The following is a 19005-nucleotide window of genomic DNA, read 5'->3' as shown; positions in this document are numbered from 1 at the left end:
CCCATTTAGTAATAAATTTGTGTTTTTAAAATCATAAAATGTCTAAGAACTTAAAAGTAGTCTTATTAGGATATATGACTAGTGGAAAATCTACCATTGGAAAAGTATTAGGTGAGCAATTAAAAATAGCCTTTGTTGATTTAGATGATAAGATTGCCGATGCCGAAGGAATGCCGGTTTCTGAGATATTTAGTAGAAAAGGAGAATTATTCTTTCGAAAAAAAGAAACTGAAATACTTAGTAGACAACTAAATGAAGAATCTAGTTTTATTCTTTCCCTGGGTGGTGGAACACCTTGTTACGGAAAAAACCTCGAAATCATCCATGCGAAGACTGAAAATACTTTTTATTTAAAACTTAATATTTCGTCATTACTAGAGCGCCTAACAAATGAAAAAAGTAAAAGGCCTTTGGTGGCCAATATTGCGGATGATGATTTGCCTGAATTTATAGGAAAACATTTATTTGAAAGAAATCAGTTTTATGCTTCAGCTAAACGTATTATTGAATGTGACGGAAAATCAGTTCAATGGATTGTGGACGAAATCGCAAATAAACTACTTTAAAAAAACTGCATCATTTTTTGTTTCAAATACCACCTCAATATGTTCATTCAGTGATGTTGATAGTGAAATGCCTTTATAATCAGCCTTAACAGGATACTTTTTATGATTTCTATTCACTAAAACAGCAGTCTTTAATTGCTTTAATGGTGTTTTTAAAAAATGATGAACGCCATAAATAAGTGTGGTGCCCGAATTTAAAACATCATCAACTAACACAACTGATTTGTTGGTGTAATCTTCAATTGACAGCGAAGTTGAGACACCGCTATCTAAAGGATTTGACTTATTCATTTGTACTTTGCAAAGCGTTATTTCGGCTTGTGTGATTTTTCTAAGGATTTGACTTATTTTTTTTGCAAAATTGAGGCCTCCACCTTCTATTCCAGCAATAATTATCTCCTTCTCTTCAACATTACCTTCATAAATTTGATAAGCAATACGCTTGGTTTTGTGCTGTATTTGTTGATGTGTCAGAATTTGATTGATCATAGTATTATGATTTTAGCAAAGATAAAACAGATTATTCTGATTCATCTAGATAACCGTCAATATCACGTCTATCTTTTTTTGTTGGTCTACCCATGCCTTTTTTTCTGTAATAGTCTTTTGCATGTTTTAACAATTCGTCATGGTGAAAGGCTTCTTTTGGAGTAGTGTCTTTTCTGTAAACATTGACAAGTTTAGCACCAACTCTGCTTTCTGGCAAATCTAAAATTGTTAGTTGATAATCAATTTGATTTTTTCGAACAACTAGTTTGTCCGTAGGATATACATCTCTTGACGGTTTGACGACTAGACCATTGACTTTAATTTGCCCCTTTTTACAGGCAGTGGTGGCGATATTTCTTGTTTTATAGTAGCGAACGCTCCATAAGTATTTGTCAATACGCATATCGAATGCAAATGTTTGTTAAGATTAGAATCAAAAATAAGGGAAAATTGTATCTTGCGCGTTCCAATAATTTAATGCTTAATGAAAAGGTTTTTATTATTATCAATTGTATTAACTGTTTTATGTTCGTGTAATGGAGATGATGGTATTTTAGAAGCAGACCCGCCAAGACTTTTAGCAGAGGTTGCCGCTGAGAATGAGGCTGAAATACAAGAGTTTCTTCAAACGCATTTTTATAATTATGAAGAGTTTCAGACCGCAGCTTCAGATTTTGATTTTAAAGTTGTAATAGATACTATAGCTGGAGATAATGCTTCAAAAATACCATTGTCGCAGCAAGTTGAATCTGAAGTTGTTTTAATTTCTTCTACAGATTTTGGACTAGAGGAAGATGAGGTTGATATTCCACACACTTATTATTGGCTAGTTGCTAATGGAGGTGGAGGTAGTGCGCCAACCGTTGCTGATTCTACTTTTGTTGTATTTGAAGGTGTTGCTATAGACGGTAATGTTTTTCAGAGTCAAATAGGGAGCGGTATTTGGTTAGACTTACAAGGTAATGGAACAGCTGCAAACCCTGGAGTTGTTGCCGGTTTACAGGAAGGAATAGTAAATTTTAAATCGGGTACAGATGTGACAGATTTTCCTGATGGTACATTTGAAATTGATAATTTTGGATCCGGATTAGTAATTATGCCATCCGGACTTGCCTATTTTAATGGTACTCAACCAGGCTCATCTTATGAGCCTATAATTTTTAATATCAATCTTTTAGCAGTTGAAACTGCAGATCATGATAGAGATGGTGTGCCTAGTATACTAGAAGATAGAGATAATGACACTGATTTATTTAATGATGATACTGATGAAGATGGGATACCAGATTACATAGATTTTGACGATGACGGTGATGGTACTTTTACTGAGGATGAAGATGTTGATGGAGATGGTGATCCAACCAATGATGATACTGACGGTGATGGTATTCCGGATTATTTAGATCCAGATAACAGCTAAAAAAAAGCCCCAATATTGGGGCTTTTTAATTTTATATTTTCAAAGAAAAACTCAAAATTAATTGATCTGGTCTAGTATCAACTCTATCACCGTTTAGGGTAGTGATGTTAGAATTAATAAAATTGACCTCGTTCTCACTAAAACCTCTTTCATAACGTAAGTCAATTCCGAACTTGCCAAGATTTACTCCCGCACCAATGTTAAGACCTACGGAAAAATTGTTTTCAACATCGTCAAAAGTGATTCCATCAAATTCTGTATCTAAAAGATATTGAAAAGCCGGTCCAGCAAAAACATGTAAAGGTCCAATAACTTTAGTACCTACTAAAATGGGTACATCTAATTTCTTAATCTTTAGGTCACCTTCATCGTAACCAGAGCTAGTACTTGTATAAACGACTTCAGGGCGTAGGTAAATTCTATTTCCAATTTTACCAAAAAAGCCAACATGAAATCCTGCGTTCTTATCAGGGTTTTCAAAAGCCTGTTCAGCAGAATTAAAATAATCGCCGTTGCCATTGTAATTTAAACCTGCTTTGATACCAAAGCTTGAACTTGCTTGTGAAAAAGCTGTAGTACTAATAAGTGCCACAACCAAAACTAGAAGTGTTTTTTTCATAATGTGTTTCGTTTTAATAGTTACGTTGTAAAGAGGTATCAAAGACAATACCAAAACCTATTTTCTTTTCAATACTTTTAAAACGGCTTCCTCTATAGCTTTATTGTTGAGACCATACTTATCCATTAATTGGTCAGGAGTACCACTTTCACCAAAGATGTCTTGTGTTGCTATAAACTCTTGCGGTGTTGGATGATGTTGGGCTAATGTTCTAGAAACACTTTCGCCTAACCCTCCTAAATAGTTATGCTCTTCTGCCGTTACAATGCAACCGGTTTTTTTAGCAGAAGCTATAATAGCCTTTTCATCAAGAGGTTTAATGGTATGTATATTAATAACTTCGCAAGAAATGCCTTGGTTTTCTAAGGTTTCAGCAGCTATTAAAGATTGCCATACTAGATGACCAGTAGCAACAATAGTTACATCAGTTCCTTCACTCAGCATTAGAGCTTTTCCAATTTTGAAGTCTTGGTCAACCGGTGTAAAATTTGCAACTTTAGGTCTTCCAAAACGAAGATATACAGGACCATGGTGTTCGGCTATTGCTAAAGTCGCGGCTTTTGTTTGATTAAAATCGCAAGGGTTAATAACCGTCATTCCAGGCAGCATTTTCATTAGACCAATGTCTTCTAAGATTTGATGTGTAGCCCCATCTTCACCTAATGTTATACCAGCATGTGAAGCACAAATCTTTACATTTTTATCTGAATAAGCAATAGATTGTCTGATTTGATCATATACACGACCGGTAGAAAAATTTGCAAAAGTACCGGTAAACGGAATTTTTCCTCCAATAGTTAAACCAGCTGCAATACCCATCATATTCGCTTCTGCAATTCCAATTTGAAAAAAACGTTCAGGATTCTCATCAATAAAGGTTTGAATCTTTAAAGAACCTACTAAATCAGCACAAAGTGCTACAACATTTGGGTTAGTTCTTCCTAATTCAGTCATACCAGCTCCATAACCACTTCTTGTATCTTGCTTTCCTTGATCTATATATTTTGTCATAATTCCCGCTTGGTCTCCCTCATAGGGAGAAAATTATTTGTTTTATTCAATTTAATCGACCCTCTTAGGGTTAAGGATTTAATAATCCCCTAAAGTTTCTGGATTTTGTGAAAGTGCATTTTCTAACTGCTCATCACTGGGCGCCTTTCCGTGCCATGCGTGTGTATGCATCATAAAATCAATACCATTACCCATCATGGTGGTCATTACGACACAAACTGGTTTTCCTTTCCCAGTTCTGGTTTTTGCTTCTTTCAGGCCATCAATAACTTGTTGTAATTCATTACCATTTTCAATCTCCAAAACATCCCAACCAAAAACTCTAAATTTTTCAGCTACATCTCCTAAAGGTAAAACATCGTCTGTTGATCCATCAATTTGTTGGCCATTCAGGTCTATAGTAGCAATATAATTATCGACTTTATTACCAGCGGCGTACATAATTGCTTCCCAATTTTGTCCCTCTTGTAATTCTCCGTCACCATGCAAACTGTATACAAGCTTGTTATCGCCATTTAACTTTTTTGATAAGGCTGCGCCTATAGCAACAGACATTCCTTGACCTAAGGAACCTGAAGCTATTCTTACTCCAGGTAAACCCTCATGAGTTGTTGGATGACCTTGGAGTCGTGAATTAATTAATCTAAAAGTGTTTAATTCTTCTACCGGAAAATATCCTCTACGTGCAAGTACACTATAAAAAACAGGAGAAATATGTCCGTTAGATAAAAAGAATAAATCTTCTCCATTTCCATCCATGTCAAAACCATCTTTAAGTTCCATTATCTCATTATATAATGCAACAAAAAACTCCGTACAACCAAGAGAACCTCCAGGATGCCCAGAATTGACTTTGTGAACCATTCTTAAAATATCTCTTCTTACTTGAACTACTAAGTCTTGTAATTCTTTAATTTCTGCCATCAGATTAAATTTATTTCTCTTCAAAAGTAATTGCATTCAGTCTGGTAAACAAGCTCAAATCCATTATTTTACCAAACCCTTTGCGGATTAAACTTTATTTTTTTGTTAAGGAGTTCTTGCAGGCCAGTTTCCTATATTTGCCTTTCAAAAAACAGCTTTGAAATATTCCCTATTACATAAAGATAAAGCTAGTAAAGCAAGGGCAGGAGAGATTATAACGGATCACGGCACTATACAAACGCCAATTTTTATGCCTGTTGGTACCGTAGGTACCGTCAAAGGTATTCATCAACGTGAATTACGTGATGATATCAATCCCGATATTATTCTTGGTAATACCTATCATCTTTATTTAAGACCAGGTATAGATATTTTAGAAAGAGCAGGTGGTTTACATAAATTCATGGGTTGGGATAGAAATATTCTAACGGATAGTGGAGGTTATCAAGTGTATTCTCTTTCTGGAAATAGAAAGATTAAAGAAGAAGGCGTAAATTTTAAATCACATATTGACGGATCGAGCCACTTTTTTTCGCCTGAGAGTGTTATGGAAGTGCAAAGAGTTATTGGGGCAGATATTATCATGGCTTTTGATGAATGTACTCCGTACCCCTGTGATTATGGTTATGCAAAACGTTCTATGCATATGACGCACCGTTGGTTAGATAGATGTATCTCTCATTTAAATAAAACCCCAACGAAGTATGGTTATAGTCAGGCTTTTTTTCCTATTGTTCAAGGCTCAACCTATAAAGACTTAAGAAAGCAATCTGCAGAATATATAGCCGAAGCGGATGCTGTAGGTAATGCTATTGGTGGCTTATCAGTAGGAGAACCTGCGGAAGAAATGTATGAAATGAGTGAGATTGTTTGCGATATTTTACCGGAAGATAAACCTCGGTATCTTATGGGTGTAGGAACTCCCCTTAATATATTAGAAAATATAGCACTCGGAGTTGATATGTTTGACTGTGTAATGCCAACACGAAACGCTAGAAATGGTATGCTTTTTACAGCTCATGGAACCATAAATATCAAAAATAAAAAATGGGAAGATGACTTTTCAGCAATAGATGAAATGGGAATAACTTGGGTAGATACCGAATATTCTAAAGCTTATTTAAGACATCTTTTTGCGGCCAATGAGTATTTAGGAAAACAAATAGCGACAATACATAATTTAGGGTTTTATCTTTGGTTAACAAGACAAGCAAGGGAGCATATCATTGCGGGTGACTTCGCAAAATGGAAAGAAACAATGGTAAAACAAATGGATAAAAGGTTGTAATGCTAACGATTCTAGATAAGTACATTTTAAAGCGTTATTTAATTACCTTCATTGGTATACTACTTCTTTTTATTCCTATCGGGATAATGATAAGCCTAGCTGAGAAAATCGGCAAGATTATAGATAATGAAGCGCCGTTAGCCGAAGTAATCGTTTTTTATGGAAACTTCAGTTTGGTTTTGGGTAACATCCTAATGCCAATATTATTATTTCTTTCAATTATTTTTTTTACTGCCAAACTTGCTGGAAATACTGAAATTGTGGCCATTTTAAGTTCTGGTATATCTTATTGGCGTTTTTTAAGACCATATCTTATAGGTGCAAGTCTGGTTGCAGTACTGATTTTTATAATGGGTCAATTTATTGTACCACATGCTAGTATTGGCTTTAATGAGTTTGAATACAAATATTTTAAAAAGGGTCGACAAGACAGACAAACGAAGAATATATTTAATCAACTTAATGAACGCGATTTTCTTTATGTTAGCAGCTTTGACCCAAATAGACAAATAGGGTATAATTTTACTTATGAGCATTTTAATGATGAAAATCAGCTTGATTATAAGCTATCTGCCGCAAATATTCGATGGGTTGAGAAGGACAGTACTTACAGACTTACTTCATACACCAAAAGAAAAATTAAAGATGGTTACGAGTTAGTAGAAACTAAAAGAAGATTGGACACCGTATTCAACTTTAAGATAGATGATTTGACACCGGTTTCTTACATAGCTGATACAAAGAATCTCTTTGAGTTGAATAAGTTTATTGATGATCAAAAACAAAAAGGAGCTTCAAATATTAATAGCTACGTTTTGGTAAAGTATAAACGTTGGGCATTACCAATAGCTGCTTTTATTTTAACTATAATAGCTGTTGCAGTGTCATCTGTTAAGCGAAGAGGTGGTATGGGTTATAGTTTACTTCTGGGTATTGCTTTAGGATTAGTCTACATATTTTTTGATAGAATTTTTGGGACTATGGCTGAGCAGTCAGGCTTTTCACCAATACTGGCAGTTATAATACCCAATCTAATCTTTGGAATATTAGGAATTGTATTGCTCCAAAAAGCGAAGCGATAACATAAATACGACTTAGAATAATAGTATTGCAGTATTTGATACATGTTATATATTTGTCGCACCAAACCAAATTGACTACAACATAAAATTTTATGGAATATTTAGAATTTGAACTTCCTATCAAAGAACTTGAAGACCAACTTCAAAAATGTATGATTATCGGGGAAGAAAGTGATGTTGACGTAACTGAAACTTGCCAGCAAATAGAAAAAAAGCTTGCAGATACTAAGAAAGATATTTATAAAAACTTGACCGCGTGGCAACGTGTTCAGCTTTCAAGACACCCAAATAGACCATATACGATGGACTATATCAATGCTATTTGCGGAGATACTTTTTTAGAATTACATGGTGATAGAACGGTTAGTGATGATAAGGCCATGATCGGTGGTTTAGGTAAAATTGGTGACCAGAGTTATATGTTTATTGGTCAGCAAAAAGGGTACAACACGAAAACACGTCAGTACCGTAATTTTGGTATGGCTAACCCAGAAGGATATCGGAAAGCTCTACGTTTAATGCGATCAGCAGAAAAGTTCAATGTTCCAGTTGTATGTTTTATTGATACTCCAGGTGCTTACCCAGGTATTGAGGCTGAAGAGCGAGGTCAAGGTGAGGCAATTGCTAGAAATATTTTGGAAATGACTCGTTTAAAAGTTCCAATAATTGTTGTTATTATTGGTGAAGGTGCCTCAGGTGGTGCTTTAGGAATAGGTGTTGGTGATAAAGTACTAATGCTTGAGAATACATGGTATTCAGTAATTTCACCAGAATCGTGTTCTTCTATATTATGGCGTAGTTGGGAATATAAGGAGCAAGCTGCAGAAGCTTTAAAGCTTACCGCACCTGACATGAAAAAATTAAAACTTATTGACGAAATCGTGCGTGAACCTTTGGGTGGTGCGCATAGTAATCGTGATAAAACATTTGATACCGTAAAAAACAAAATTTCAAACCATTTTGCAGAACTTAAAAAGTTATCACCAAAAGATTTGGTGAATCAGCGAATGGATAAATATGCCAATATGGGCGTATTTAACGGCTAAGCCCTGAATTTAGGTTTTTCAATATTTTATATTAATCGTTTTTATTTCTTTTTTGGAGTTGTTAACACGATTTTTAAGTTATCAACACTAATTTTGTTGAATACCTGTGAACATCCATAAGTATAATTTCAAAGTTAACTAAAGGTTAATTCCATATTTTAGCGCTCATGGACAAACCAAACCCTATTGTTGGACGTAAAATTGATAAATCGACTATTATCAATTTAGAACGTGGAAAAATACCCCCTCAAGCTGTTGATTTAGAGGAGGTTGTATTGGGTGCAATGATGATTGATAAGAAAGGGGTTGATGAGGTAATAGACATTTTACATCCTGAAGTTTTTTATAAAGATGCGCATAGGTTTGTGTATGAGGCTATTTTCAAATTATTTGAAACCTCCGAACCTGTAGACTTATTAACTGTTTCTTCTCAATTAAAGAAAGATGGTCATTTAGAAGCAGTTGGAGGTGATTTTTATTTAATTAAACTAACTCAGAAAGTAGCTTCTTCTGCTCATATTGAGTTTCATGCACGTATCATACTTCAAAAATATATTCAGCGTAGTTTGATAAAAATATCAAATGAAATAATCGAAGATGCATATAGCGAAGGCACTGATGTTTTTGATTTATTGGATAATGCAGAATCTAAATTATATGAGGTAACGCAGGGTAATTTAAAGCGTTCTGCTGAAACAGCTCAGAATTTAGTCATTCAAGCTAAAAAGAGGATTGAAGAAATTGCAAATAAAGAAGGTCTCAGTGGAATTCCGTCTGGCTTTGATAAACTTGATAAATTAACATCGGGTTGGCAACCTAGTGATTTAGTAATTGTTGCCGCAAGACCTGGTATGGGTAAAACTGCTCTTACGTTATCAATGGCAAGAAATATTGCTGTCAATGCTGAAATACCTGTGGCATTCTTTTCTTTGGAGATGTCATCTGTTCAATTAATCACCAGATTAATTTCCTCGGAAACAGGGCTTTCTTCAGAAAAATTAAGAACAGGACGTTTAGAAAAACATGAATGGGAACAGCTTAATGTAAAAGTAAAAACTTTAGAAAAAGCACCCTTATTTATTGATGATACTCCTTCGCTTTCCATTTTTGATTTAAGAGCAAAGGCAAGACGATTAGCTTCTCAGCATGGAATTAAATTGATTGTTATTGACTACCTGCAATTAATGACAGCTGGTGGTAGTCAAAAGGGTGGAAATCGTGAACAAGAGATTTCTACAATATCAAGAAATCTAAAAGCATTAGCGAAAGAATTAAACGTTCCGGTTATTGCATTGTCTCAGCTTTCTAGAGCAGTTGAAACTCGTGGTGGTAGTAAAAGACCAATTCTCTCTGACTTGCGTGAATCAGGGGCAATAGAACAAGATGCAGATATTGTTTCATTCATTTATCGACCAGAATACTATAAAATTGATGAATGGGATGATGAAGAACGCACACCAACACAAGGTCAAGCAGAATTTATTGTTGCTAAGCACCGTAATGGCGGACTCGATAATATTAGGTTAAAGTTTATCGGTAATCTAGGTAAGTTTGATAACTTAGATGACTTTGATTCTCCGTTTGAGTTTCAATCAAAGATGAATGAAAATGAAGAAAACCCGTTTGCTACTCCAAATTTACCAAGTACTGATGAAGCTTTCGGCAGTTCCTTCAATGATGATTCTAGTGCCGATGAAGACGACGTCCCTTTCTAGAACAAATCATTCTAAAAAAGAATTTTCTCTTACGGCTGAAAACCAAATATTTAGGAAGACCATTCTACCAATTGTTTTTCTTTTCACCTCCTTTTATTCCTTTGCTTCAGTAATACTTATACCTATGGATGCTGAAAGCCAAAAGAACCACTTAAAAGCTTATGGTCTTACATATTGGGTGTTGGCAAAACAACAGAAGGTACAGTGGTTACTAAATTACCGTGGAGGGGCCTTTTTGCTACCTGATGGTGATGCTGTTCGTAAAGAATGTCAAATTAGAGGTGTTTCGTTCGAAGTTTTGTCTGATGGTCAGGCTAATAGTATTTTAAGTGATATCGGCAGTCCGTCTCAAAATCAAGAAGCTGTAATATTAGAAAAAGCTCCAAAAATTGCAGTTTATTCTCCTAAAGACAATCAGCCATGGGATGACGCAGTTACTATGGTTTTGACTTATGCTGAAATTCCTTATGTAACTATTTATGATGAAGAGGTTTTAGATGACAAATTAGCTTTATACGATTGGTTGCATTTGCACCATGAAGATTTTACTGGACAGTATGGTAAATTTTATAGAAACTACAGAGCGACTCCTTGGTACATAGAAGGCAAAAGATTAGCCGAAGAACGCGCAACAAAATTAGGGTTTTCAAAAGTATCGCAAGAAAAAGGGGCGGTTGCTGAAAAAATAAGAAGATATGTTATAGGAGGTGGGTTCATGTTTGCAATGTGTTCTGCAACAGATAGTTTTGATATTGCCCTTGCTGCGGATGGGATTGATATTTGTGAGCCTATGTTTGATGGAGATCCTTCAGATGCAAATTACCAAGAAAAATTAAACTATAGTAGAACTTTTGCATTTCAAAATTTCAATTTAGAAAGGAATCCATTGCGATATGAATTTTCGTCCATAGACATGACAGCTAAACGCAAAATTCCGAAAGAGTCTGATTATTTTTCCTTGATGGAGTTTTCGGCTAAATGGGACCCAGTACCTACTATGTTAACACAGAATCATACAACTTTGGTAAAAGGGTTTATGGGACAAACTACTTCATTTACTAGGGGAGAAGTAAAACCAACTGTCATCGTATTAGGAGAAAATAAAATCAACGATGAGGCAAGATATATTCATGGTATAAAAGGCAAAGGATTCTTTACTTTTTATGGCGGGCATGACCCAGAAGATTACCAGCATAGGGTGGGGGACCCTAAAACAGAATTAGAATTGCATCCAACTTCACCTGGATATCGTTTAATTTTAAACAATGTGTTATTCCCAGCAGCTCGAAAGAAAAAACAAAAGACCTAAAGAAACATTTGCTCTAAAACTCTTTCAACTCCAAAGTCATTATTGTTTGTGGTCTCAAAATTAGCAACTCTTTTCACGTTAGGATGGGCGTTGGCCATTGCAAAACTATAATTGGCTAATTGAAGCATTTCAATATCGTTATTGTAATCTCCAAATACCAGCAGTTCATCAGACGAAATATTATATTTCTTCATTACTTTATCAAGTGCAAAACCTTTATGGGCGTTTTTATGAGAGATGTCTACCCAATTAGAGCCCGATACTTTTACCTTAAGTATTTCTTCTAAATGCTTTGTTGCTGGATAAATAAATTTTTCAGAATTCTCGAAATGATAAATTGCTATTTTTAAAATTTCATCTTTTACCTCTTCTTGACTTTCTACAACTTCAAATTGAGTGTAATATTCTTTAAGTAGCTCTATAAATTTTTCCGAAGAACCATTTACGTAAGCATTATTTGGGCTACATAAGACTGGATGCGCATTCTCGATTTTTGAAACTACTTTTAGTATGGTATTTAAATTTTCATGCTTCAGAGGAGTAGTTAACAGCACTTCCTCTTTGTTTTTTATCATAGCACCATTCTCAGCTATAAATATCATATCGTTCTTAATGGAATGTAACTTCTCTACCATACTATGATATTGGCGACCGCTAGCGGCTACAAAATGGATGTCTTTCTCTTGCATTTGCTTGAATAGCTTAAAAAATCGAGAGCTGACTTCGTGGTTAGCATTTAGTAAGGTGCCATCCATGTCTGTTACAACCATTTTAATTCTAGATAAATCCATCTAACATTTTTAGGGTATAAAGGTAAGAGTATGATATGCTAAAGTGGTTAAGTTTGTATTATTTTAGTCTAATGAAGTCTTTTCAAAAAGAGATTACTTTAAAACCTTTTCATCGAGGTTTTCACTTAATAACAGATACTATTTGTAATGCTATACCTGAATTAGGGAATGTAGCGTCTGGTTTGTTACATGTATTTATTAAACATACTTCGGCTGGTTTGACTATTAATGAAAATGCTGATCCTACTGTGCGCATGGATTTTGAGAGTCATATAAATGAAATGGTTCCTGAAAACATGAGCTATTACAAACACGATTACGAGGGGTCTGATGATATGCCTGCTCATATTAAAGCGTCTCTAATGGGGTCATCAATTCAAGTTCCTATAACGAATGGTAAACTTAATCTTGGTACATGGCAAGGAATTTATCTTTGTGAGCATCGTAACCATGCTACTGGTAGAAAAATAGTTTTAACTATTTTAGGGGCGTAACAAATATCAAATCAATTTCAATCAGAAAGTTATTAAATAAAAAAATCCTGCTCTTTACAGAACAGGATTTTAATAAGCGGGGTAAGTTTAATTAAATTTTTATTTTACTTTCTCAACGATAGCCTTAAAAGCATCTGGGTGATTCATTGCTAAATCTGCAAGAACCTTTCTGTTTAAATCAATTCCATTAGACTTAACTTTTCCCATAAATTGTGAGTAAGACATTCCATGTAATCGGGCACCTGCATTTATTCGAGTAATCCATAGTGCACGGAAAGTTCTTTTCTTATTTCTTCTATCACGGTAAGCATAAAGCATTGCTTTTTCTACCGCATTTTTTGCTACTGTCCAAACGTTTTTACGTCTTCCAAAGTAACCTTTGGCTTGCTTCATCACCTTTTTTCTTCGGGCTCTTGAAGCTACTGCATTTACTGATCTTGGCATTTCTTTTTAATTTTTTTGTAGTAGGCGGGCGATTTGGCCACTTTTTAATTTATTTTAACTCAATTTGAATTTTAATAAATTGCCCAACTCCAGGGTTAATAATTTTACCGATTTACAATTACTTCAATCGTAATTGCTCTTTAATACTATTGACATCAGACTCATGTACTAATGTAGAATGTGTCAATTTAAGCTTCCGCTTTTTTGATTTCTTAGTCAAAATATGACTCTTGAAAGCGTGCTTTCTTTTGATTTTACCAGAGCCTGTAAGCTTGAACCGCTTTTTAGCACTGGATTTTGTTTTCATTTTAGGCATTTTTCCTTTTTATGATTTATCTCCGCTTATTTCTTACTTGCTTTAGGAGCGATGAACATTGTCATTCGCTTACCTTCTAATTTTGGCATCTGTTCTACCTTACCAACTTCTTCTAATTCAGAAGCTAGTCTTAATAACAATATTTCTCCTTGGTCCTTATACACTATAGAGCGCCCTTTGAAAAATACATATGCCTTTAATTTAGCCCCTTCTTTCAAGAATTTTTCAGCATGTCGCTTTTTAAACTCATAATCATGGTCGTCCGTCTGTGGGCCAAATCTAATTTCTTTTACAATAACTTTGGTCGCTTTGGCCTTCATGACCTTTTCGCGTTTTTTCTGTTCGTACAAAAACTTTTTGTAATCAATAATCTTACAAACAGGAGGATTAGCTTTTGGAGATATCTCCACCAAATCAAGTTCTAATTCCTCGGCTTTATCTAAAGCCTTTCTTATGGGGTATACACCAACTTCAATATTGTCTCCAACCAACCTCACCTCGGGTGAGAGTATTTTTTCATTGATATTATGAGGGTTTTTATTTTCCCTTCTTGGCTGAGGCCTAAATCTTCTTCGTATTGCTATGACTTATTATTTTTAATTAAACTTATTTTTTAGAACGACTTTAAGGTACTATTTATTTCTTTTGAAACCAAGTCTGAAAATTCGATAATGCTTATGCTACCTAAATCTTCTCCTCCATGCTTTCTAACGGCAATAGTGTCGGCGTTTTCTTCGCTCTCACCTACTATCAGCATAAAAGGTATTTTCTTTAGCTCTGCCTCTCTGATTTTTTTCCCTACAGTTTCGTTCCTATTATCAATGAGCGCGCGAATTTCGTGATTTTCCAACGAATTCAAAACTTTTTCAGCATATTTTTCATGTTTCTCGCTAACAGGCAAAACTATAGCTTGCTTTGGAATTAACCACAACGGGAAGTTTCCACCAGTATGTTCCAATAATAATGCCACAAATCTTTCCATGCTACCGAATGGCGCACGATGAATCATAACAGGTCTATGTGACTCGTTATCACTACCTTTATAAGTGAGGTCAAAGCGTTCAGGTAGGTTGTAGTCCACTTGAATAGTTCCTAATTGCCAATTGCGACCAAGGGCGTCCTTAACCATAAAATCAAGTTTCGGACCATAAAATGCTGCTTCACCACTTTCAATTACATAATCCAGGCCTTTTTCTTCGGCAGCTTCGATAATTGCTTTTTCCGCCTTTTCCCAATTTTCAGCCTCTCCAATATATTTTTCAGGTTTTTCTATGTCCCTTACCGAGACTTGAGCGGTAAAGTTTTCGAAACCTAAAGACCCTAGAACATATAAAGTTAAATCAATAACATTCTTGAACTCATCACTTAATTGATCAGGTGTACAGAAAATGTGAGCGTCATCTTGGGTAAATCCTCTAACTCTAGTCAAACCATGTAGTTCACCACTTTGTTCATACCTATATACTGTTCCAAACTCGGCATAGCGTTTAGGTAAATCTTTATAGCTGAAAGGACTTGTATTATAAATTTCACAGTGGTGAGGGCAATTCATTGGTTTTAGCAAAAATTCCTCGTCATCTTTTGGTGTTCGTATAGGTTGAAAACTATCTTCACCGTACTTAGCGTAATGCCCGGAGGTGACATACAGTTCTTTTTGCCCTATATGCGGTGTTACTACCATTTCATATCCGGCCTTTTTCTGAGCTTTTTTTAGAAAATCTTCTAAACGCTCTCGTAGGGCGGCACCTTTTGGTAACCATAACGGAAGTCCTTGTCCTACTTTTTGTGAAAAAGTGAATAATTCTAATTCCTTACCAAGTTTTCTGTGATCTCTTTTTTTAGCTTCTTCGAGTAATTCTAAATATTGGGTCAGTTCTTTTTGTTTAGGAAATGAAATGCCATACACTCGTGTTAGTTGTTTGTTGTTCTCATCCCCTTTATAATAAGCTCCTGCGACGCTTAAAATTTTAACCGCCTTAACTATGCCTGTATTTGGTATGTGACCTCCTCTACATAAATCTGTAAATGTGGCGTGATCACAAAAGGTAATTTCACCATCTTCGAGATTACTTATTAAGTCAACCTTATATTCATTCTTGTCTTGATAATAAGATAATGCATCAGCTTTACTTACAGCACGCATATTGAAATCATGTTTTCCACGAGCGATTTCAAGCATTTTATCTTCTATTGATTTAAAATCTTTTTCAGAAAGAGTTGCTTCACCTAAATCTACATCATAGTAAAACCCATTTTCAATCGCCGGACCTACCCAAAGTTTAATATTTGGATATAACTCTTCTAAGGCTTGTGCTAGAATGTGTGCTGAAGAATGCCAAAATGCTTTTTTTCCTTCATCATTTTTCCAGGTATAAAGAGTAAGACTGCCATCAGTCATTAAAGGTGTAGTTGCTTCAACGACTGTATCATTAAATTTAGCCGAAATCACATTTCTTGCTAAACCTTCACTTATGCTTTTGGCTACATCAAAAGGTGAATAACCTTTTTCAACCTCTTTCACTGCTCCGTCAGGTAGCGTAATCTTTATCATCCTATTTTCAAATTAAAGTAGCAGCAAAGATAATATCTTGTGCCGATGTGGCAATTATATTAACCTGTTTCGTTTACATTAAATTTTGGATAAAGAACACATACTTAGGGTTGTATGGTGAACGAGGCAAAAGCAATAATAAAGTCTTTTAGGTAATTACAATTTATTTTCATTGTAATCTACTGATAGTAAGACAGTTGAAAGTTTTTTGAATTTTTATTGAAAAAGGTTTTGTCTGGTTAAAAAAAGGTTTTTATATTTGCACCCGCTTTGCCGATGAGGTGAGTGTTAAATGAGATAAAAACCGTAGGGGTTTTTATTTTTTTTGAGAAGGAATAAAGAAGTTCATATACATATTGGAATAGACAGCGTAGAAGAGAATAAATAAAACCATTTTGAAGTCAAAGAACTTAGAGGGGTTGATGTAGGTATCGCGAGATATTTAACGATCAACAATGAAGAGTTTGATCCTGGCTCAGGATGAACGCTAGCGGCAGGCCTAACACATGCAAGTCGAGGGGTAACAGAGGTGCTTGCACTTGCTGACGACCGGCGCACGGGTGCGGAACGCGTATGGAACCTACCTTTATCAGGGGAATAGCCCAGAGAAATTTGGATTAATGCCCCATAGTACTGTTTGATTGCATGATTAAATAGTTAAAGATTTATCGGATAAAGATGGCCATGCGTACCATTAGTTAGTTGGTAAGGTAACGGCTTACCAAGGCAGCGATGGTTAGGGGCCCTGAGAGGGGGATCCCCCACACTGGTACTGAGACACGGACCAGACTCCTACGGGAGGCAGCAGTGAGGAATATTGGACAATGGAGGAGACTCTGATCCAGCCATGCCGCGTGCAGGATGACGGCCCTATGGGTTGTAAACTGCTTTTATACAGGAAGAAACCTTTCCACGTGTGGAAAGCTGACGGTACTGTAAGAATAAGGACCGGCTAACTCCGTGCCAGCAGCCGCGGTAATACGGAGGGTCCGAGCGTTATCCGGAATCATTGGGTTTAAAGGGTCCGTAGGCGGGCCTATAAGTCAGGGGTGAAAGTTTGTGGCTCAACCATAAAATTGCCCTTGATACTGTAGGTCTTGAGTTATAGTGAAGTTGCCGGAACATGTGGTGTAGCGGTGAAATGCATAGATATCACATAGAACACCAATTGCGAAGGCAGGTGACTAACTATATACTGACGCTGATGGACGAAAGCGTGGGGAGCGAACGGGATTAGATACCCCGGTAGTCCACGCCGTAAACGATGGATACTAGCTGTCGGGACTTCGGTCTCGGCGGCCAAGCGAAAGTGATAAGTATCCCACCTGGGGAGTACGTTCGCAAGAATGAAACTCAAAGGAATTGACGGGGGCCCGCACAAGCGGTGGAGCATGTGGTTTAATTCGATGATACGCGAGGAACCTTACCAGGGCTTAAATGTACATTGCATAGCGTAGAGATATGCTTTTCTTCGGACTATGTACAAGGTGCTGCATGGTTGTCGTCAGCTCGTGCCGTGAGGTGTCAGGTTAAGTCCTATAACGAGCGCAACCCCTACCGTTAGTTGCCAGCATGTAATGATGGGGACTCTAACGGGACTGCCGGTGCAAACCGTGAGGAAGGTGGGGACGACGTCAAATCATCACGGCCCTTACGTCCTGGGCCACACACGTGCTACAATGGCCGGTACAGAGGGAAGCCACCACGTAAGTGGGCGCGGATCTATAAAACCGGTCACAGTTCGGATCGGGGTCTGCAACTCGACCCCGTGAAGCTGGAATCGCTAGTAATCGGATATCAGCCATGATCCGGTGAATACGTTCCCGGGCCTTGTACACACCGCCCGTCAAGCCATGGAAGCTGGGAGTGCCTGAAGTCCGTCACCGTAAGGAGCGGCCTAGGGCAAAATCGGTAACTAGGGCTAAGTCGTAACAAGGTAGCCGTACCGGAAGGTGCGGCTGGAACACCTCCTTTCTAGAGACGATGCGCCTAATTGGCCCCGTTTTTTGACTAAGGAGTGGTTCTTACTCTTTTATGTTGTCTATCAATATGTTATTTAAAATATTGTGTACTGTTGTAAACAGGCCAAGACAGTCTCATAGCTCAGCTGGTTAGAGCGCTACACTGATAATGTAGAGGTCGGCAGTTCGAGTCTGCCTGAGACTACAACGTTCATATAATTGAAATACTGAATAGGAAATTCTAGAAGTTGGGTAGTAGTTAAGTACTAACTGCTAAATACTAATTACTAACGACTAGTAATTGGGGGATTAGCTCAGCTGGCTAGAGCGCCTGCCTTGCACGCAGGAGGTCATCGGTTCGACTCCGATATTCTCCACGATGGATGCTTTAAAAAGTAGAATCGAGATTGAAGGAAACAAAAGAAGCTTGCTTTTAGTTGTTTCTGAGATAAGATTTTTTTAATGCATTCTCAAGATTAAAGTTTGAGGAGCAGCGTAGCTACTTTGATATTCTGATAATCTTGCACAACGTTCATTGACATATTGGGACGTATTATAAAGACACGAGTCATTTATAATAAGTCAAAAGAAGAAACTTAAGTAGTAGAATAGAATACAATAAGTTAGAAGTAATTATAAGGATTACGAGAGGGCGCATATATCAAGTGATATATAGTGCGACAAGCAAATTAAGGGCGTATGGGGAATGCCTAGGCTCTCAGAGGCGAAGAAGGACGTGATAAGCTGCGAAAAGCTACGGGGAACTGCACACGAGTGTTGATCCGTAGATATCCGAATGGGGCAACCCACTATGTTGAAGGCATAGTATCCGCAAGGAGGCAAACCCGCTGAACTGAAACATCTAAGTAGGCGGAGGAAGAGAAAACAAAAGTGATTCCGTTAGTAGTGGCGAGCGAACGCGGATTAGCCCAAACCAAAGTTGTTTCGGCAATTTTGGGGTTGTAGGACCACGATATTC

Annotated in this window: 18 protein-coding genes, 2 tRNA genes and 2 rRNA genes (1 of these 22 only partly in view); 12 read left to right on the top strand and 10 right to left on the bottom strand. The window is 36.7% G+C overall.

Annotation, left to right across the window (positions count from 1 at the left end):
- Window positions 1–38: 38 nt before the first annotated feature.
- Window positions 39–566: a shikimate kinase gene (locus tag RM520_RS10630; RefSeq protein WP_311385683.1), complete on the top strand. Its 528-nt coding sequence runs from the start codon at window positions 39–41 to the stop codon at window positions 564–566.
- On the opposite strand, the gene RM520_RS10625 is transcribed toward RM520_RS10630, so the two are convergent.
- Complete coding sequence (locus RM520_RS10625) at window positions 558–1055, bottom strand: phosphoribosyltransferase family protein (RefSeq protein ID WP_311385682.1); 498 nt, start codon at window positions 1053–1055, stop codon at window positions 558–560. The genes RM520_RS10630 and RM520_RS10625 overlap by 9 nt on opposite strands.
- A gap of 31 nt (window positions 1056–1086) precedes the next feature.
- Complete coding sequence (locus tag RM520_RS10620; protein ID WP_311385681.1) at window positions 1087–1458, bottom strand: RNA-binding S4 domain-containing protein; 372 nt, start codon at window positions 1456–1458, stop codon at window positions 1087–1089.
- 81 nt (window positions 1459–1539) lie between these two features.
- Between RM520_RS10620 and RM520_RS10615 the strand changes: the two genes are divergently transcribed.
- Complete coding sequence (locus tag RM520_RS10615) at window positions 1540–2475, top strand: FKBP-type peptidyl-prolyl cis-trans isomerase (protein ID WP_311385680.1); 936 nt, start codon at window positions 1540–1542, stop codon at window positions 2473–2475.
- A gap of 31 nt (window positions 2476–2506) precedes the next feature.
- Here the strand turns inward: RM520_RS10615 and RM520_RS10610 are convergent, their stop codons facing one another.
- The 3 genes from RM520_RS10610 to RM520_RS10600 form a co-directional block, all read right to left on the bottom strand.
- Window positions 2507–3094 (bottom strand): outer membrane beta-barrel protein, encoded by a 588-nt coding sequence (locus tag RM520_RS10610; RefSeq protein ID WP_311388014.1) that lies wholly within the window; start codon window positions 3092–3094, stop codon window positions 2507–2509.
- Window positions 3095–3151: 57 nt separating this feature from the next.
- A complete protein-coding gene (locus RM520_RS10605; RefSeq protein WP_311385678.1) occupies window positions 3152–4105 on the bottom strand; it encodes a transketolase family protein in 954 nt (317 codons plus the stop codon).
- A 78-nt stretch (window positions 4106–4183) separates the two neighbouring features.
- A complete protein-coding gene (locus tag RM520_RS10600) occupies window positions 4184–5029 on the bottom strand; it encodes a transketolase (protein WP_311385677.1) in 846 nt (281 codons plus the stop codon).
- 157 nt (window positions 5030–5186) lie between these two features.
- Here RM520_RS10600 and tgt point away from each other — a divergent pair, with 157 nt between their 5' ends.
- The 5 genes from tgt to RM520_RS10575 all read left to right on the top strand — a co-directional run bounded on the left by tgt (window position 5187) and on the right by RM520_RS10575 (window position 11469).
- Window positions 5187–6317, top strand: coding sequence for a tRNA guanosine(34) transglycosylase Tgt (gene tgt, locus RM520_RS10595; protein ID WP_311385676.1), 1131 nt, complete (start codon window positions 5187–5189; stop codon window positions 6315–6317).
- Complete coding sequence (locus tag RM520_RS10590) at window positions 6317–7399, top strand: LptF/LptG family permease (RefSeq protein ID WP_311385675.1); 1083 nt, start codon at window positions 6317–6319, stop codon at window positions 7397–7399. Before tgt ends, RM520_RS10590 begins: the two co-directional genes overlap by 1 nt.
- Before the next feature lie 92 nt (window positions 7400–7491).
- On the top strand, window positions 7492–8445 hold the full coding sequence (locus RM520_RS10585; RefSeq protein ID WP_311385674.1) for an acetyl-CoA carboxylase carboxyltransferase subunit alpha: 954 nt from the start codon (window positions 7492–7494) through the stop codon (window positions 8443–8445).
- Window positions 8446–8612: 167 nt separating this feature from the next.
- Window positions 8613–10160: a replicative DNA helicase gene (gene dnaB / locus RM520_RS10580; protein WP_311385673.1), complete on the top strand. Its 1548-nt coding sequence runs from the start codon at window positions 8613–8615 to the stop codon at window positions 10158–10160.
- On the top strand, window positions 10120–11469 hold the full coding sequence (locus tag RM520_RS10575) for an asparagine synthetase B (protein WP_409220543.1): 1350 nt from the start codon (window positions 10120–10122) through the stop codon (window positions 11467–11469). The genes dnaB and RM520_RS10575 overlap by 41 nt, the downstream gene beginning before the upstream one ends.
- On the opposite strand, the gene RM520_RS10570 is transcribed toward RM520_RS10575, so the two are convergent.
- Window positions 11466–12260: an HAD family hydrolase gene (locus tag RM520_RS10570; RefSeq protein ID WP_311385671.1), complete on the bottom strand. Its 795-nt coding sequence runs from the start codon at window positions 12258–12260 to the stop codon at window positions 11466–11468. The two genes, RM520_RS10575 and RM520_RS10570, sit on opposite strands and share 4 nt — an antisense overlap.
- A gap of 71 nt (window positions 12261–12331) precedes the next feature.
- Between RM520_RS10570 and RM520_RS10565 the strand changes: the two genes are divergently transcribed.
- Entirely contained in the window at window positions 12332–12754 is a 423-nt protein-coding gene (locus RM520_RS10565) for a secondary thiamine-phosphate synthase enzyme YjbQ (RefSeq protein ID WP_311386099.1), read from the top strand.
- Window positions 12755–12853: 99 nt separating this feature from the next.
- Here RM520_RS10565 and rplT read toward each other — a convergent pair whose 3' ends face one another.
- From rplT to thrS, 4 genes are all read right to left on the bottom strand, one after another.
- Complete coding sequence (gene rplT / locus RM520_RS10560; protein ID WP_311385670.1) at window positions 12854–13198, bottom strand: 50S ribosomal protein L20; 345 nt, start codon at window positions 13196–13198, stop codon at window positions 12854–12856.
- Between the two features lie 118 nt (window positions 13199–13316).
- Window positions 13317–13514 (bottom strand): 50S ribosomal protein L35, encoded by a 198-nt coding sequence (gene rpmI, locus RM520_RS10555; RefSeq protein WP_073181711.1) that lies wholly within the window; start codon window positions 13512–13514, stop codon window positions 13317–13319.
- A gap of 26 nt (window positions 13515–13540) precedes the next feature.
- A complete protein-coding gene (gene infC, locus RM520_RS10550; RefSeq protein ID WP_409220542.1) occupies window positions 13541–14098 on the bottom strand; it encodes a translation initiation factor IF-3 in 558 nt (185 codons plus the stop codon).
- Between the two features lie 29 nt (window positions 14099–14127).
- Complete coding sequence (gene thrS, locus RM520_RS10545) at window positions 14128–16065, bottom strand: threonine--tRNA ligase (protein ID WP_311385669.1); 1938 nt, start codon at window positions 16063–16065, stop codon at window positions 14128–14130.
- A 452-nt stretch (window positions 16066–16517) separates the two neighbouring features.
- Between thrS and RM520_RS10540 the strand changes: the two genes are divergently transcribed.
- The 4 genes from RM520_RS10540 to RM520_RS10525 all read left to right on the top strand — a co-directional run.
- Window positions 16518–18039 (top strand): 16S ribosomal RNA (locus RM520_RS10540).
- Window positions 18040–18157: 118 nt separating this feature from the next.
- Window positions 18158–18231: transfer RNA gene (locus tag RM520_RS10535), tRNA-Ile, on the top strand.
- 98 nt (window positions 18232–18329) lie between these two features.
- Window positions 18330–18403 (top strand) — tRNA-Ala (locus RM520_RS10530).
- A 300-nt stretch (window positions 18404–18703) separates the two neighbouring features.
- Window positions 18704–19005: ribosomal RNA gene (locus tag RM520_RS10525) — 23S ribosomal RNA — on the top strand (it continues 2517 nt past the right edge of the window).
- The 16S and 23S rRNA genes sit together here with 2 tRNA genes alongside, the layout of an rRNA operon.

This window comes from Croceitalea vernalis (assembly GCF_031846405.1).
Taxonomy (GTDB): domain Bacteria; phylum Bacteroidota; class Bacteroidia; order Flavobacteriales; family Flavobacteriaceae; genus Croceitalea; species Croceitalea vernalis.
Note: the sequence above shows the minus strand (reverse complement) of the source record. Positions and strands in the feature narration are given on the sequence as shown.

Excerpts from the sequence above, each read along its gene's own strand:
- RM520_RS10590 (WP_311385675.1), top strand. The coding sequence starts at position 6,317 with ATGCTAACGATTCTAGATAAGTACATTTTAAAGCGTTATTTAATTACC.
- RM520_RS10620 (WP_311385681.1), bottom strand. The coding sequence starts at position 1,458 with ATGCGTATTGACAAATACTTATGGAGCGTTCGCTACTATAAAACAAGA.
- RM520_RS10585 (WP_311385674.1), top strand. The coding sequence starts at position 7,492 with ATGGAATATTTAGAATTTGAACTTCCTATCAAAGAACTTGAAGACCAA.
- RM520_RS10605 (WP_311385678.1), bottom strand. The coding sequence starts at position 4,105 with ATGACAAAATATATAGATCAAGGAAAGCAAGATACAAGAAGTGGTTAT.
- RM520_RS10575 (WP_409220543.1), top strand. The coding sequence starts at position 10,120 with ATGATGATTCTAGTGCCGATGAAGACGACGTCCCTTTCTAGAACAAAT.
- RM520_RS10570 (WP_311385671.1), bottom strand. The coding sequence starts at position 12,260 with ATGGATTTATCTAGAATTAAAATGGTTGTAACAGACATGGATGGCACC.
- dnaB (WP_311385673.1), top strand. The coding sequence starts at position 8,613 with ATGGACAAACCAAACCCTATTGTTGGACGTAAAATTGATAAATCGACT.
- RM520_RS10565 (WP_311386099.1), top strand. The coding sequence starts at position 12,332 with ATGAAGTCTTTTCAAAAAGAGATTACTTTAAAACCTTTTCATCGAGGT.
- RM520_RS10615 (WP_311385680.1), top strand. The coding sequence starts at position 1,540 with ATGAAAAGGTTTTTATTATTATCAATTGTATTAACTGTTTTATGTTCG.
- thrS (WP_311385669.1), bottom strand. The coding sequence starts at position 16,065 with ATGATAAAGATTACGCTACCTGACGGAGCAGTGAAAGAGGTTGAAAAA.
- RM520_RS10600 (WP_311385677.1), bottom strand. The coding sequence starts at position 5,029 with ATGGCAGAAATTAAAGAATTACAAGACTTAGTAGTTCAAGTAAGAAGA.
- rpmI (WP_073181711.1), bottom strand. The coding sequence starts at position 13,514 with ATGCCTAAAATGAAAACAAAATCCAGTGCTAAAAAGCGGTTCAAGCTT.
- RM520_RS10625 (WP_311385682.1), bottom strand. The coding sequence starts at position 1,055 with ATGATCAATCAAATTCTGACACATCAACAAATACAGCACAAAACCAAG.
- rplT (WP_311385670.1), bottom strand. The coding sequence starts at position 13,198 with ATGCCAAGATCAGTAAATGCAGTAGCTTCAAGAGCCCGAAGAAAAAAG.
- RM520_RS10610 (WP_311388014.1), bottom strand. The coding sequence starts at position 3,094 with ATGAAAAAAACACTTCTAGTTTTGGTTGTGGCACTTATTAGTACTACA.
- RM520_RS10630 (WP_311385683.1), top strand. The coding sequence starts at position 39 with ATGTCTAAGAACTTAAAAGTAGTCTTATTAGGATATATGACTAGTGGA.